This is a genomic window from Pantoea sp. LMR881, assembly GCF_027157825.1.
GTDB classification, from domain to species: domain Bacteria; phylum Pseudomonadota; class Gammaproteobacteria; order Enterobacterales; family Enterobacteriaceae; genus Pantoea; species Pantoea haifensis.
On the sequence record NZ_JAPVOK010000002.1, the window covers coordinates 287,763 to 301,825 of the forward strand.

General features: G+C 49.7%; 10 protein-coding genes and 3 pseudogenes. 6 read left to right on the forward strand and 7 right to left on the reverse strand.

What is annotated here, in order from left to right; genetic code table 11:
* Positions 1 to 117: 117 nt before the first annotated feature.
* Together O3W44_RS03125 and yeaG are read right to left on the reverse strand one after the other, a co-directional pair.
* Positions 118 to 1,395, reverse strand: a complete 1,278-nt coding sequence (locus O3W44_RS03125; protein WP_269291953.1) for a YeaH/YhbH family protein — start codon at positions 1,393 to 1,395, stop codon at positions 118 to 120.
* Positions 1,396 to 1,486: 91 nt separating this feature from the next.
* Positions 1,487 to 3,421: a protein kinase YeaG gene (gene yeaG, locus O3W44_RS03130; protein ID WP_269291954.1), complete on the reverse strand. Its 1,935-nt coding sequence runs from the start codon at positions 3,419 to 3,421 to the stop codon at positions 1,487 to 1,489.
* A 420-nt stretch (positions 3,422 to 3,841) separates the two neighbouring features.
* Here yeaG and O3W44_RS03135 point away from each other — a divergent pair, with 420 nt between their 5' ends.
* Together O3W44_RS03135 and O3W44_RS03140 are read left to right on the forward strand one after the other, a co-directional pair.
* A complete protein-coding gene (locus O3W44_RS03135) occupies positions 3,842 to 4,591 on the forward strand; it encodes a MipA/OmpV family protein (RefSeq protein ID WP_269291955.1) in 750 nt (249 codons plus the stop codon).
* Between the two features lie 70 nt (positions 4,592 to 4,661).
* Positions 4,662 to 5,513, forward strand: a complete 852-nt coding sequence (locus O3W44_RS03140) for an aldo/keto reductase (RefSeq protein ID WP_269291956.1) — start codon at positions 4,662 to 4,664, stop codon at positions 5,511 to 5,513.
* A gap of 24 nt (positions 5,514 to 5,537) precedes the next feature.
* On the opposite strand, the pseudogene O3W44_RS03145 reads toward O3W44_RS03140, so the two are convergent.
* Together O3W44_RS03145 and gapA are read right to left on the reverse strand one after the other, a co-directional pair.
* Positions 5,538 to 6,412, reverse strand: a pseudogene (locus tag O3W44_RS03145) (D-hexose-6-phosphate mutarotase).
* A gap of 75 nt (positions 6,413 to 6,487) precedes the next feature.
* A complete protein-coding gene (gapA, locus tag O3W44_RS03150; RefSeq protein WP_269291957.1) occupies positions 6,488 to 7,486 on the reverse strand; it encodes a glyceraldehyde-3-phosphate dehydrogenase in 999 nt (332 codons plus the stop codon).
* A gap of 342 nt (positions 7,487 to 7,828) precedes the next feature.
* Here gapA and msrB point away from each other — a divergent pair, with 342 nt between their 5' ends.
* On the forward strand, positions 7,829 to 8,239 hold the full coding sequence (msrB, locus tag O3W44_RS03155) for a peptide-methionine (R)-S-oxide reductase MsrB (protein WP_269291958.1): 411 nt from the start codon (positions 7,829 to 7,831) through the stop codon (positions 8,237 to 8,239).
* 5 nt (positions 8,240 to 8,244) lie between these two features.
* Positions 8,245 to 8,526 carry a YeaC family protein gene (locus tag O3W44_RS03160; RefSeq protein ID WP_269291959.1) on the forward strand — a complete coding sequence of 94 codons (282 nt, stop codon included), beginning with the start codon at positions 8,245 to 8,247 and terminating at the stop codon, positions 8,524 to 8,526.
* Positions 8,527 to 8,559: 33 nt separating this feature from the next.
* On the opposite strand, the pseudogene pncA reads toward O3W44_RS03160, so the two are convergent.
* The 3 genes and pseudogenes from pncA to sppA all read right to left on the reverse strand — a co-directional run bounded on the left by pncA (position 8,560) and on the right by sppA (position 12,145).
* Positions 8,560 to 9,167 (reverse strand): annotated as a pseudogene (gene pncA / locus O3W44_RS03165) (bifunctional nicotinamidase/pyrazinamidase).
* A 15-nt stretch (positions 9,168 to 9,182) separates the two neighbouring features.
* Positions 9,183 to 10,196, reverse strand: a complete 1,014-nt coding sequence (gene ansA / locus O3W44_RS03170) for an asparaginase (protein ID WP_269291960.1) — start codon at positions 10,194 to 10,196, stop codon at positions 9,183 to 9,185.
* A gap of 83 nt (positions 10,197 to 10,279) precedes the next feature.
* A complete protein-coding gene (sppA, locus tag O3W44_RS03175) occupies positions 10,280 to 12,145 on the reverse strand; it encodes a signal peptide peptidase SppA (protein ID WP_269291961.1) in 1,866 nt (621 codons plus the stop codon).
* Positions 12,146 to 12,319: 174 nt separating this feature from the next.
* On the opposite strand from sppA, the gene O3W44_RS03180 reads away from it, so the two are divergent.
* Positions 12,320 to 12,871, forward strand: a complete 552-nt coding sequence (locus O3W44_RS03180) for an NAD(P)H nitroreductase (RefSeq protein WP_269291962.1) — start codon at positions 12,320 to 12,322, stop codon at positions 12,869 to 12,871.
* Between the two features lie 139 nt (positions 12,872 to 13,010).
* Positions 13,011 to 14,051, forward strand: a pseudogene (gene selD, locus O3W44_RS03185) (selenide, water dikinase SelD).
* Positions 14,052 to 14,063 lie beyond the last annotated feature (12 nt).

Below are 14,063 nucleotides of genomic sequence, written 5' to 3' on the forward strand. Positions count from 1 at the left end.
CATGATCAGATTAACGTGTAGAATGAAGGGGTTGGCAGAGTAAAAGTAGAAAAGGGGCTGTTTTTACAAGTTATTCAGCGGATAAAGAAGAAGCCGGTCAGAGACCGGCTGGGCAAATCAGGCTTCGGCAGACTGCTTATGAAACAGTTCACGGAATACGGGATAAATATCTTCCGGCTCACGAATGTGCTGAATAGCAAAATTATCGAAAATCGCTTGCAGATGTTCATATTCACGCCAGAGCGTTTGATGTGCACGGCGGGTGATTTCGATATAACTGTAATAACGCACCACGGGCAGGATATTTTTTGCCAGAATTTCATGACACAGCGGCGAATCATCTGCCCAGTTGTCACCGTCTGAGGCTTGTGCAGCATAAATATTCCACTGCGCAGGGTCATACCGATCTTTTACCACTTCGTCCATCAGCTTCAGCGCACTGGATACAATCGTGCCGCCCGTTTCCTGAGAATAAAAGAATTCTTGTTCATCAACCTCTTTAGCCTGCGTGTGATGACGGATATAGACCACTTCCACGTTTTTATAGGTTCGACTCAGAAACAGATAGAGAAGAATATAAAAGCGTTTCGCCATATCTTTGGTCGCCTGATCCATCGAACCGGAAACGTCCATCAGGCAAAACATCACGGCCTGACTGGAAGGTTCAGGTCGCTTTTCAAAGTTTTTATACCGAAGATCAAAAGTATCGATAAAGGGCACACGTTCAATACGGGCGCGCAGCTCTGCAATCTCTTTGCGCAGCCGTTCCTCTTCCAGCAGCTGTGCCGGCTCCGCTTTTTCAACGGTGGTTAACGCATCTTCCAGCTCATGCAGCATGCGACGTTTACCCGCTGTCATGGCGGTTCGACGGGCCAGAGAATTTTGCAGTGAACGCACCACGCTGATATTCGCCGGTACACCATTAGAGGTGAAACCTGCACGATGCGTTTTGTACTCGTTTAACTGACGATGCTGATTTTTGCGCAGATTGGGTAACGCTAAATCTTCAAACAGCAGATCAAGATATTCATCTTTGGATATTTGAAAGACGAATTCATCCTGGCCTTCGCCATCCTGACTTGCATTACCCTGACCACTGCCACCACCGCCGCCACCGCCTTGCGGGCGTTCAATACGGTCATTTTGTACAAAGTGGTCATTGCCAGGATGAACACGATGACGATGCCCACCACGTCCCTGATGGAAAATCGGCTCATTGATATCATCAATGGGAATAGAAACGGATTCGCCACTTTCAACGTCGGTAACCGAACGCTTATTAATGGCCTCGGAGATCGACTGCTTGATTTGTGACTTATAGCGGCGCAAGAAACGCTGTCGGTTGACCGCGCTCTTGTTCTTACCGTTTAGTCGGCGATCGATGAAATAGGCCATAATGTTCCCCCAAACTACAGTGTAAGCAGGTCGGGCACGCCCGACCTTGTTAAAACCGGTGCCCGTGCACCAGCCAGCTTACAGGCTTTGATTAGGACGATTTGCGCACACGCAGATACCATTCGCACAGCAGGCGAACCTGTTTGCGGGTATAGCCTTTTTCCATCATGCGATCGACAAAATCATCATGTTTTTTCTGTTCATCCGTTGAGGTTTTGGTATTAAACGAAATCACGGGCAACAACTCTTCTGTGTTGGAGAACATTTTCTTCTCAATCACAGTGCGAAGTTTCTCATAGCTGGTCCAGTTAGGATTGCGGCCGTTGTTGTGTGCGCGTGCACGTAATACAAAGTTCACAATCTCATTTCGGAAATCTTTCGGATTACTGATCCCGGCGGGTTTCTCGATTTTTTCCAGTTCAGCATTAAGAGATTCACGGTCAAACAGCTGCCCGGTATCGGGATCGCGATATTCCTGATCCTGAATCCAGAAATCGGCGTAAGTGACATAACGGTCAAAAATGTTTTGGCCATATTCAGAGTAAGATTCCAGATAGGCTGTCTGGATCTCCTTGCCGATAAATTCAGCATATTTCGGGATCAGATAACCTTTTAAATGCTCCAGATATTTTTCAGCCTGATCTTGCGGAAACTGCTCGCGCTCGATTTGCTGCTCTAATACATAGAACAGATGCACAGGGTTTGCTGCCACTTCAGCGTGGTCGAAGTTAAACACGCGCGATAAGATTTTAAAGGCGAAACGTGTTGAAAGGCCGTTCATGCCTTCATCCACGCCGGCGTAATCATGATACTCCTGCCAGGATTTCGCTTTTGGATCGGTATCTTTCAGGCTTTCACCATCATAGACGCGCATTTTTGAGTAAATACTGGAGTTTTCAGGATCTTTCAGACGTGAAAGGATCGAGAATCGTGCCAGCGTTTCCAGCGTACCGGGCGCGCAGGGAGATGTCGCCAGTTCACTGTGATTCAGCAGCTTCTCATAGATTTTGATCTCTTCGGAGACCCGTAAGCAGTAAGGGACCTTGACGATGTAAACACGGTCAAGAAATGCCTCATTGTTTTTGTTGTTACGGAACGTCACCCATTCAGATTCGTTTGAGTGCGCCAGAATAATGCCGTTAAACGGCAGGGCGGAGATACCTTCAGTACCGTTGTAGTTCCCTTCCTGCGTTGCGGTTAAGAGAGGATGCAGCACCTTAATTGGCGCTTTAAACATCTCCACAAATTCCATAATGCCCTGGTTCGCGCGGCAAAGTGCGCCTGAATAGCCGTACGCATCAGGATCGTTCTGCGCGTGATTCTCCAGCTTACGGATATCGACTTTACCTACCAGTGCGGAGATATCCTGGTTGTTTTCATCGCCGGGTTCAGTTTTAGCGATAGCGAGTTGTTCCAGAATGGATGGCCAGACTTTCACCACTTTGAAGCGGGTGATATCACCACCAAATTCATGCAGACGTTTAGCCGCCCAGGGCGACATGATGGTGCCAAGATAACGGCGCGGAACACCATACTCTTTCTCGAGAATATTGGCATCTTCCTGCGGGTTAAACAGACAGAGCGGATGGTCATTGACCGGACTGCGTTCGCCATCAGCACTGAGCACATAAATGGGCACTCGCTGCATTAACGATTTTAACCGTTCAGCCAGTGAAGATTTACCCCCACCAACCGGACCTAATAAATAGAGGATCTGTTTCTTCTCCTCAAGGCCTTGCGCAGCGTGTTTCAGATAAGAAACGATCTGTTCAATCGCTTCTTCCATGCCGTAAAACTCTTCGAACGCAGGATAGCGTCCCATCACACGGTTGGAGAATATTCTGGAAAGGCGTGGCTCCTGAGCAGTGTCGACCATTACTGGCTCACCGATAGCCATTAATAGTCTCTCTGCTGCGTTGGCGTATGCACTGCGATCTTGTTTACAGATTGCAAGAAATTCCTGCAGTGTGAACTCTTCGTCCTTGGCAGCTTCATAACGCTGACGATAGTGATCGAATATATTCATAGCGATGCCCGTCCTTTCGTTTTTAGCACAGGTAAAGGAGCGTAATTAGATGCTCATGCAGCTCCCGGAAGATATTCTCTGGTGAGTACAGCAACCCTTATGCCAACCTGACGTCTTTTTATCGGGTACACAAATCTTATGGTTACTCTGCTCGTACAAAAAGTCTTGTCTTACTTCTAACTGTAGAAGGCATTTAAGAAATTTCCTCCACGGGTTTGGGCTATGTAGCGAAATATCAATAACAAAGTCATTTGATTGCAATGCAGGTCAGTTATGTGCCGTCCCGTTACGGGCGCGGCTATTAACTATTAATGCGCCTCCCTGCTTCATCACTGGCTTCACGTCAGATAAAGGTTAAACCAGTGAGTAAAAATCGTTAGACTCCATGTGTGATTGTTATATTAATGGAATGATTTAATTGTGAACCAATTCAAACTTAACGCCCTTGCTGCACTTTTACCTCTGTATTTGATCGCCAATACGGCACAGGCTGCACCATTATCGCTCGGCGCGTCAGTGATTTATGCTGAATCACCTTACCGTGGCGGACAGGATCGCTATATTCCTGTGCCTGTCATCAATTACGAGGGTGAGAATTTCTGGTTTCGCAGCCTGCAAGGGGGTTACTACTTATGGAAGGATCCGCAAAACCAACTGTCATTAACGCTGTTGGGATCGCCGCAACAGTACGATCCGGGTGACAACGATTTAGGTGATATGAAAGGCCTGGATAAACGGCGTATGACGTTAATGGCGGGCGGAACGTATCGTCACGTGGCTGACTGGGGCATCGTACGCACGGCGCTGTTAGGCGATATACTGAATAACAGCAACGGCATTATCTGGGATCTGACCTACCTTTACCGTTTCAATATGGGCGATTTCACCCTGACGCCAGGCATTGGCGCAATATGGAACAGCGCCAATCAAAACCGGTACTACTATGGCGTTTCGGGCCATGAAAGCGCGCGCACCGGCATTGATCGCTATAACCCAGATGACAGCTGGTCACCGTATGTTGAGATGAGCGCCAGTTATCAAATTTCACCACAGTGGAATGCAATCGTTGTGGGCCGCTACACACGTTTCGACAGCGAAATCAAAGAGAGTCCCATGGTCGATAAATCCGGCCAGGCAACGCTCTGGACGGGTATCAGCTACACCTTCTGATAGTGCACCAAGTGAGGGCGTTTATCGCCCTCTGCTCTTTTGGTGCCTTAAAATGATGCAGGAGAGCAGAATGCGTAAAACCATCGAATTTGCTGGAGAAAAAAACCTGCCGTTGATTGGGCAGGGCACCTGGTACATGGGGGAGAAAGCCGCCAACCGACAGCAGGAGGTCGTTGCGTTACAGGCTGGACTGGATTGCGGACTCTCCCTCATTGATACCGCTGAGATGTATGCAGAAGGAGGCGCTGAAAAAGTTGTCGGCGAAGCGTTAAAGGGCCGACGCCACAGCGCATTCCTGGTTTCGAAAGTTTATCCCTGGAATGCAGGAGACGTTGACGCAATTGAAGCGTGTGAGCGCAGCCTGAGCCGACTGAAAACTGATTACCTCGATCTCTATCTGCTGCACTGGCGTGGCAATATTCCCCTTGAAGAAACCATTCGGGCCATGGGATCCCTGCAACAACAGGGGAAAATCCGCCACTGGGGCGTATCGAATTTCGATACTGAAGATATGCTGGAACTGTGGAGCGAGCCTGGCGGGCAGCACTGTGCAACAAACCAGGTGCTGTATCATTTAGCGTCGCGTGGAATTGAATATGAGCTGCTGCCAGAGTGCCAGCAACGTCAGCTGCCCATCATGGCCTATTGTCCTTTGGCGCAGGCTGGCCGTTTACGCAACACTTTATTCTCTGAGCCGGTGCTGCTGCAGATTGCACAGCAAAAGAGCATCAGCGTGGCGCAGTTATTACTCGCCTGGGTAATTCGTAAAGAAGGGGTAATAGCCATTCCTAAAGCCAGCTCAGTGGCTCACGTTCAGGAAAATGCTGCGGCGCTGGATGTACAGCTTAGCGAGAATGAGCTGTTTCTTATCAATCAGGCTTTTCCACCACCGCAGCATAAAGTGCCGCTGGACGTTGTGTAAATCGTAACGGTAATCCGCCTGCGATTAGGCTTTTTTACGTAAGCGGAAGGTTGTTGCCAGTCGCGCGGGTTTTTCGCCTGCGCTACGCATTGGCTTATTGATACGCGCTGTTTCGACGCACACCATTGTTTTATAACCCTCGTTCGCCATATCACCCATGCTGCAGGAAAGTTCTACGCCAGGATTCCATGTGACAACGTCACTTTGATGATGGTGATAAACTTCGATCTGTCGCTGACCTGCGTTATCGTGAATGACGCAACAATCTTCGGCCTGGGTAAAGATACGATCAACTCGCCCAGGATAGCGTTGCCTGCCATCGCTTTGGCCGACCTGATTGTTTTCTACCTTATCGATATAACGGGTGCCAAGTCCACTGACTTCAACGTCAGCAATATCAGCGATGGCAAAATAGCTGTGCAGCGCCGCAGTGGCTTCATAATCACCGTGGGCTTCCAGTTCAATCTCACAGTGCTGTCCCAGGCGAAAACGGGCGAAGAGGGTAAAGTCGTGCGGCCAGAGCTTTTCGTTTGCGCATTGCTTTCCAGCACAAAGGTTAACATTACCCCATCGTCGTTTTCATCATGCGCAGAAAGGGTCCAGGGCTGGGTACGGGCAAAGCCATGAGCAGGCTCACCGGCAGGCCCAAACCATGGCCAGCAAATTGGCACGCCACCGCGAATCGCTTTCCCAGGTGAAAACGGGGTCTTATCGCTCAGCCAGATAACTGGTTTTTCACCGCTGGGTTGCCAGGCAAGCAAGTGCGCGCCTTGCAGAGTGATAGCCCCGCGAACTTTGGGATGGCTGATGATAATGGCGGGCAAATCGCCGATCTGACGTTGAGATAAATAGGGCGAAATTTGTTCAGCAACGGGCAAAGTATATAATTTGTCTTGCATGATCGAATCCTTCCTGTGCGGACCATAAAAAAGGGCGACCGAAGTCGCCCTTATTCTCAACGATAACTGGCTGCCTTATTTAGCAGAAACCAGTGCAATCAGGTCGAGAACTTTGTTTGAGTAGCCAGTTTCGTTGTCATACCAGGAAACCAGTTTCACAAAGTTGTCGTTCAGAGCGATGCCCGCTTTGGCGTCAAATACTGAAGTCAGCACTTCGCCGTTGAAGTCAGTTGAAACAACGTCGTCTTCAACATAGCCCAGCACGTCTTTCATCTCACCTTCTGAGGCGGCTTTGATAGCAGCACAGATTTCTTTGTAAGAAGCAGGCTTAGCCAGACGCACAGTCAGGTCAACAACAGAGACGTTAGGCGTAGGCACGCGGAACGCCATACCGGTCAGTTTGCCATTCAGTTCTGGCAGCACTTTACCTACAGCTTTCGCTGCACCGGTTGAAGATGGGATGATGTTCTGAGACGCGCCACGGCCGCCGCGCCAGTCTTTATGAGACGGGCCATCAACGGTTTTCTGGGTAGCGGTTGTCGCGTGAACAGTGGTCATCAGGCCTTCAACGATGCCGAACTGATCGTTGATAACTTTTGCCAGCGGAGCCAGGCAGTTAGTGGTGCATGATGCGTTAGAAACGATATCCTGACCTTCATATTTGTCGAAGTTAGCACCACGAACAAACATTGGGGTGTCATCTTTAGATGGGCCAGTCAGAACGACTTTTTTCGCGCCAGCAGTGATATGTTTACGTGCGGTTTCGTCGGTCAGGAAGATACCGGTTGCTTCAGCAACGACGTCAACGCCTACTTCGTCCCACTTCAGGTTAGCCGGATCTTTCTCAGCGGTAACACGGATTTTCTTACCGTTAACAACCAGTGCGCCGTCCTGAACTTCAACGGTGCCGTCGAAACGACCGTGAGTTGAGTCATATTTCAGCATGTACGCCATGTAGTCAGCGTCGAGCAGGTCGTTGATAGCAACGATTTCGATGTCTGAACGCTGTTGAGCAGCACGAAAAACGATGCGACCGATACGGCCAAAACCGTTAATACCTACTTTGATAGTCATATATTCCACCAGCTAGTTGTTAGTGAATAAAAGGTTGGCTGTAAAATTACAAAAACCTTACCAGGCGTCAAGCGGAATCGTGTCAATTGTTGCGACAGGTCAAGCCGCTAAACAGGAATTATTTGTTGCGCAACCGATTACGCAACGAGTCTGCTGTCGCGCTTCGTTAACTCAATCGCCGACTATAAAGGGATACTCCAGATAAAAGGTGATCGGAGTCACAATTTCAGGTTGTGAGGAGCTCGACGACGGGATGAGCACAAAAAAGACCCGATTAATGTTGTTCATTTGTTAGAATACTAGCTGATTTTTTTCAGAATGACACCCTCCGGAATCTCTTAAATGGCCAAAGAAACCGCACCCGAAGCAAAAATTGCGCAGTTGTCTGAAATGCAGCGTTATGTGACTCAGCATCGCGGAACGGAGCCGCCTTTCAGCGGCGCACTTTTGCACAACAAGCAGGAAGGTATTTATCACTGCCTGGTTTGTAATGCTCCGTTGTTCCTCTCTGAAACCAAATATGATTCAGGTTGTGGCTGGCCGAGCTTCTATCAGCCAGTAAGCGAGGAAGCGATTCATTACATTGAAGACAACTCTCACGGTATGCAGCGTATTGAGATATGTTGTGGCAAGTGTGAGTCTCATCTGGGGCACGTTTTCCCTGACGGTCCGCAACCCACGGGTGAGCGTTATTGTGTGAATTCAGCCTCGCTCAGTTTTACAGATGAGCAGGGCGACAAAACGCAAGGATAAGTGCCATGAAGCAAGAACTGGAAGCGATGCTTGATGCAATGACGCCTGACGTTTATGAGCGACTGGCGACAGCCGTTGAAACCGGTAAATGGCCAGATGGCGTCGCGCTGACACAGGCACAACGCGATAACTGTTTGCAGTTAGTGATGTTGTGGCAGGCGCGTCACAATGATCGCCCACAGCACATGACCATCGGTAAAAACGGCGAAATGGTTATGAAGTCTAAAAAAGAGCTCAAAGAAGAGTGGGGCATTGAGCCTGACGTTACACGCATTAATTTGCATTAAAAATGGCTGGCCACGAAGGCCAGCCATTTTTTATCAAACAAGTACCGCGCCTTGTGCAGCCATTTGTGCAAACGCAATGTTACTGTCATCGGGGTTAAGATTAACGCCGCGACAACCTTCTTTTATCACTTCAACCTGATAGCCCAACTCCAGCGCATCCAGCACGCTGTACTTCACGCAATAATCGGTGGCCAGGCCCAGCATTACCAAATGCGTAATGTCGCGGACGCGCAGCCAGCTATCAAGTTCTGTTTTGCGGCGATGACCGTTGTCAAAAAGGCGCTGTAGCTGTCAACATCCACATCCTGACCTTTATGGAAGGTGGCATCAAACAGGCTACGATCCAGGCCGGGATGGAAGTCCGCCCCCTGTGAGCCCTGAATCCCGTGGTCTGGCCACCAGATTTGCGCCAGACCGTTGAGTTCACCCAGGGTATACACCGGTTCACCAGACACCGAGGCAAAACTGCCGTGATCGGAGGGATGCCAGTCCTGTAAGGCCAGAACATACTCACCGTTCTCACGAAAAGCGCGAGCATAACGGTTTGCGACATCAACAGTAAGATCGCCTTCCTGAATCGCCATCGGACCACCGGGGCAGAAGTCGTTTTGAATATCAATAATAATCAGTGCCCGCTTCATTCCACGTCGCTCCTGTCACTCTTCTGTCAATTCGCCGCGTAAGTTTTGTTGCATTTTTGCACGTATTTGCTCGCTTGACAGATTTTGGCTAAGTAAAAAATGCAGTTTAGTTAGTGCGGCTTCTACTGTGAGATCGAAACCGCTGATGACGCCAGCATGTTCAAGCGCATTACCGGTTGCATAACCGCCCATGTTTACTTTGCCAGAAATGCACTGCGTTAAATTAACGACCACAATGCCACGTTCACTGGCTTGCTGTAGCTCAGCTAAAAACTCTGCGTTTTGTGGCGCATTGCCTACGCCATAGGAGCGTAAAATCAGGGCCTTCACGGGCTGGCGCAGAAAGTTTCTCACCACATCGGCCGAAATACCCGGATAAATGGTAACGACGCCAATAGGCTGTGGCGTAATGGTATGCACAATCAATTCACCCGTGCCTTGTGGGGCAGGAGGAGTATTCAGACGGCGAATATGGATACCAGCTTCCAGCAGGGCTGAAAGATTAGGCGAAGCAAAGGCATTGAAGCCATCCGCGTGCGCTTTGGTGGTGCGGTTGCCACGATAAAGCGTATTGTTAAAAAACAATGCGACTTCATTAATGGGATAATTCGCCGCCACATAAAGTGAATTCAGTAAATTTTGCTGACCATCAGAGCGCAGCTCAGCTAAAGGAATTTGCGAACCCGTTACAATGACCGGTTTTGCCAGATTCTCCAGCATAAAAGAGAGCGCCGAGGCAGTGAAAGCCATGGTATCGGTTCCATGCAAAATCACAAAACCGTCGTACTGATGGTAGTTTTGACGAATATCTTCCGCGATAGCTTGCCAGTCTTCTGGTGTCATATCCGAAGAGTCGATGAGCGGTTGATATTCATGAATGGTGAAATCTGGCATCTCAGGGCGATGGAATTCAGGCATGTTAGCGAGCTGCTGTTGCAGATGGCCAGAAACCGGAATATAGCCTTGTGCGGAACGCTGCATACCAATGGTGCCGCCTGTGTAAGCTACATAAATATTTTTCTTTTGCATTATTGAACCCAGACTTGCCGTAAAACGCGCAGTATAAGGGGTATAGCGAGGAAAAGCAGCCCGACCAGATCGGGCTGCGAGGTTTATCGCACTTCGCCGCAGTTGAGGCAGAAGGCGTAACGATTTTGCGGATCATTAAGATGATCAAATAATCCCGGCTGGTTTTTCATGGCATTCATCACATCAAGCATCGGGGCCGGTAGCCAGACTTTTAACGCATCGGGCAATACCGCACGCGCAGAAGCATTAACCTGGTTCAGCATCATGTCAAAAAAGGTTGGCTCATCCTGATACCAGCTAAGCTGCGGTTTAGCGACCTTAGCCAGTTCACCCGCTTTTTTCACGGCATCATCGAAATCACCCAGCGCATCCACCAGACCATTTGCTTTTGCATCGCTACCGGTCCAGACGTGGCCTTGTGCAATGGCATCAACCTGTTCTGCTGTTTTGTGGCGCGAAGCCGCTACCAAACCGACAAAATTATGGTAACCATTTTCGATAGTTAACTGCATAAGCTGTTGCACTTCTGTCGGCAGTGCTTTAGTGCTCGTCACATCGGCTAACGGCGAGGTTGCTACGCCATCGGTATGCACGCCGATAGTATCGAGGCTTTTTTCCAGTGTATTAATGACACCAAAAATACCGATCGAGCCGGTAAGTGTGCTGGGGTTCGCCACGATATAATCTGCCGGAGTAGAGATCCAGTAACCCCCTGAAGCGGCCATTCCACCCATTGATACTACAATCGGTTTGCCTGCTGCTCGTGCGGCGGCCAGCTCTTCACGAATGGCTTCAGATGCCGTTACGCTGCCGCCGGGACTGTTGACTCGCAGGATGATGGCTTTAATTTTTGCATCAAGCCGGGCATCACGGATCTGCTCCGCCGTTGTATCACCGCCTACGTTACCCGGAGTTTCTTCTCCGTCCATGATAGCGCCGCTGGCCATAATCACCGCGATATTGCCGTTTTGCTGGTGAGACGGCTGAGTCACGGTATAGTCATAAATACTGACATTGCGATAGTCATTATTTTGCTTATCCAGACCAAACGTTTTAACTAACTCACTGTCAGCAGCCGCACGCGAACCCAGCACATCCACCAGTTTATTATTCAGCGCATATTCAGCTGTATCACCGTTAACAGCCTGCAAACCCGCAATAATCGCAGCCGCGCCGGGAAAGAGTTGCTCTGGCGTAATTTGGCGATTAGCGGAAACGGTGTTGAGATAGTTTTGCCAAAGTTGGCCCACCCAGCGACTGTCAGCATCGCGAGCCGCAGGCGACATATCATCGCGCAGGAACGGCTCAACGGCTGATTTATACGTCCCTACACGGAACACATGGGAAGTCACTTTCAGTTTTTCCAACAGGGTTTTGTAATACAAACCGTTAGTGGCGAACCCATGCAGATCAACCGTGCCCTGAGGCGACAGATAAATCTTGTTGGCATAGCTGGCAAGATAATATTGTGCCTGGCTGTAGCTGTCTCCTAAGGCATAAATTGGTTTACCGCTGTCGCGAAATTCGCGTAACGCCTTACCCACATAGTTAAGAGAAGGCTGATCGCCACCAGCAAAGTCGCGTAAATCTAATACCATGCCTTTAATATTATTGTCGTTTTTTGCCTGACGAATGGCATCAACCACATCAAACAAAGAGTTTTCCTGCAAACGTTCGCTGCTGGCACCGAGTAATTCGCGGCCAATTTTACTCAAGCGATTGCTTACGGAAGGCTTATCTACCAGCACGCCGCTGAGATCGACTTTCAGCGCGCCTTGCTGTAAAGGTGCCGAGCTGTTGCTGCCAGAACCGCTTAGCTGCAACCAGATGCCTACGCCTACTACAATCAAGAAAATCAGGAAAAGATTTAAAACGAACTCCCTGATGAAGTTCAACACTCGCCAGGTCCAGCGAAACAGACCAGCAATTATTCGCCACAATGTGCGCATCAGACTCTCCATATTCATATAGCCGGAAGTGGTCACCGCGCGGACCAGGCCTCCTTTGACGACCTCATCCTAAAGAGCGGCGTGCTAAAAGTCAGCAGGAAATCACCCTGGACTGTTACAAAAAATCTGCCTGTGCCAGGATTAGACCAGCGAATCGCATAACAGGAGGAAAACATGGATGCACTTGAATTATTAGTAAATCGTCGTTCGGCTTCACGTTTATCAGAGCCAGCTCCCACTGGTGAAGCACTGGAAAACATCATTCGTGCCGGCATGCGTGTGCCCGATCACGGAACGTTGCAACCCTGGCGTTTCATTATTGTTGAAAAAGAAGGGCGGGAGCGTTTAAGTAAGCTGCTGGAAAATGCAGCTCGCGATAGCCAACTGGATGAAAAAGCGATTGATAAAGCCACTCAGTCGCCGTTTCGTGCACCAATGATCATTACCGTCATTGCGCACTGTCAGGATCACCCTAAAGTTCCCCAGTGGGAGCAGGTTGCCTCGGCCAGCTGTGCGGTAATGGCGATGCAAATGGCGGCTGTTGCGCAAGGCTTTAACGGCATCTGGCGAAGCGGTCCCTGGACCGATAACGAGAGTGTTCGTCAGGCATTTGGCTGCCGTGAACAAGATGCAATTGTCGGTTTTCTTTACCTGGGCACGCCGCAACTGAAATCCAGCACAACGGTAATACATCCCGATACCGCTCCCTTCGTCAGCTATTTCTGATATAAATCAAGGTGTCAGGCGTTAATCTGTATTTTGAGCGGATCCTGTGCGAATGATCCAGAACGCGTCGAGCTGCGCTTACTCTCAGCGCAGCTCCAGGCTAACATAGCGCCACCATTCGCAGCAAAAGGCTCGTCAGATGTCAGAAACAATTCGCCTTACGCAATACAGCCACGGAGCAGGCTGTGGCTGCAAAATCTCACCCCAGATTCTTGCAACCATGCTGAAAAGTGAATTAACACCTTTTCACGATCCTCGCCTGTTAGTGGGTAATGAAACCCGGGATGATGCTGCCGTTTACGATTTAGGCAATGGCACCGCAGTGGTAAGTACCACTGATTTTTTTATGCCAGTTGTTGATGATCCTTATACTTTTGGTCGCATTGCTGCGACGAATGCTATCAGTGATATTTATGCGATGGGCGGCAAGCCGATTATGGCGGTTGCCATCTTAGGCTGGCCGGTTGAAGTGCTTAGCGCGTCAATCGCTCAACAGGTCATTGAAGGCGGTCGGGCTGCATGCCGTGATGCCGGGATCGCGCTAGCGGGCGGTCATTCTATTGATACACCCGAACCAATTTTTGGTCTTGCTGTTACGGGCATGGTTGCCACCGCTCGGGTGAAGAAAAACAGCAGCGCGCAGGCAGGCTGTGTATTGTTACTGACGAAACCGCTTGGTATTGGCATCCTGACCACCGCAGAGAAAAAGGCTTGCTTCGCCCAGAGCATAAGCAGCTGGCAGCAGAAACAATGTGCCAGCTCAATGCCATCGGTGCGGCTTTTGCAGAACTGGATGGCGTTGAAGCCATGACCGATGTCACCGGTTTCGGTTTGCTAGGGCATCTGAGCGAAATATGTGAGGGATCGTCTTTACGCGCTGAAATTACATACAGTCAGGTTCCCCGGCTCGCAGGTGTGGAAGACTATATTGCAGCAGGCGCCGTGCCTGGCGGGACTGCCCGCAATTTTGCCGGATACGGTCATCTTATCTCGCCGATGGATGACACAATGCGGCAGCTACTCTGCGATCCGCAAACGTCCGGTGGATTGCTCGTGGCGGTGCAACCCGGTACTTTAGACGCGTTTCTGAGCTGCGCGCGCGCATAACATTAGCGTCAGTGCGATAGGTCATCTTTTGCCTGCTGATAGTCAGTTGCCCGTTATTAGCGTTGTTCCTTGAGGTTGAGTATTT

What these genes read in the sequence shown, in the direction of transcription:
- O3W44_RS03140 (WP_269291956.1), top strand. Translation starts at nt 4,662, where the DNA reads ATGCGTAAAACCATCGAATTTGCTGGAGAAAAAAACCTGCCGTTGATT.
- gapA (WP_269291957.1), bottom strand. Translation starts at nt 7,486, where the DNA reads ATGACTATCAAAGTAGGTATTAACGGTTTTGGCCGTATCGGTCGCATC.
- O3W44_RS03160 (WP_269291959.1), top strand. Translation starts at nt 8,245, where the DNA reads ATGAAGCAAGAACTGGAAGCGATGCTTGATGCAATGACGCCTGACGTT.
- ansA (WP_269291960.1), bottom strand. Translation starts at nt 10,196, where the DNA reads ATGCAAAAGAAAAATATTTATGTAGCTTACACAGGCGGCACCATTGGT.
- O3W44_RS03125 (WP_269291953.1), bottom strand. Translation starts at nt 1,395, where the DNA reads ATGGCCTATTTCATCGATCGCCGACTAAACGGTAAGAACAAGAGCGCG.
- yeaG (WP_269291954.1), bottom strand. Translation starts at nt 3,421, where the DNA reads ATGAATATATTCGATCACTATCGTCAGCGTTATGAAGCTGCCAAGGAC.
- sppA (WP_269291961.1), bottom strand. Translation starts at nt 12,145, where the DNA reads ATGCGCACATTGTGGCGAATAATTGCTGGTCTGTTTCGCTGGACCTGG.
- msrB (WP_269291958.1), top strand. Translation starts at nt 7,829, where the DNA reads ATGGCCAAAGAAACCGCACCCGAAGCAAAAATTGCGCAGTTGTCTGAA.
- O3W44_RS03180 (WP_269291962.1), top strand. Translation starts at nt 12,320, where the DNA reads ATGGATGCACTTGAATTATTAGTAAATCGTCGTTCGGCTTCACGTTTA.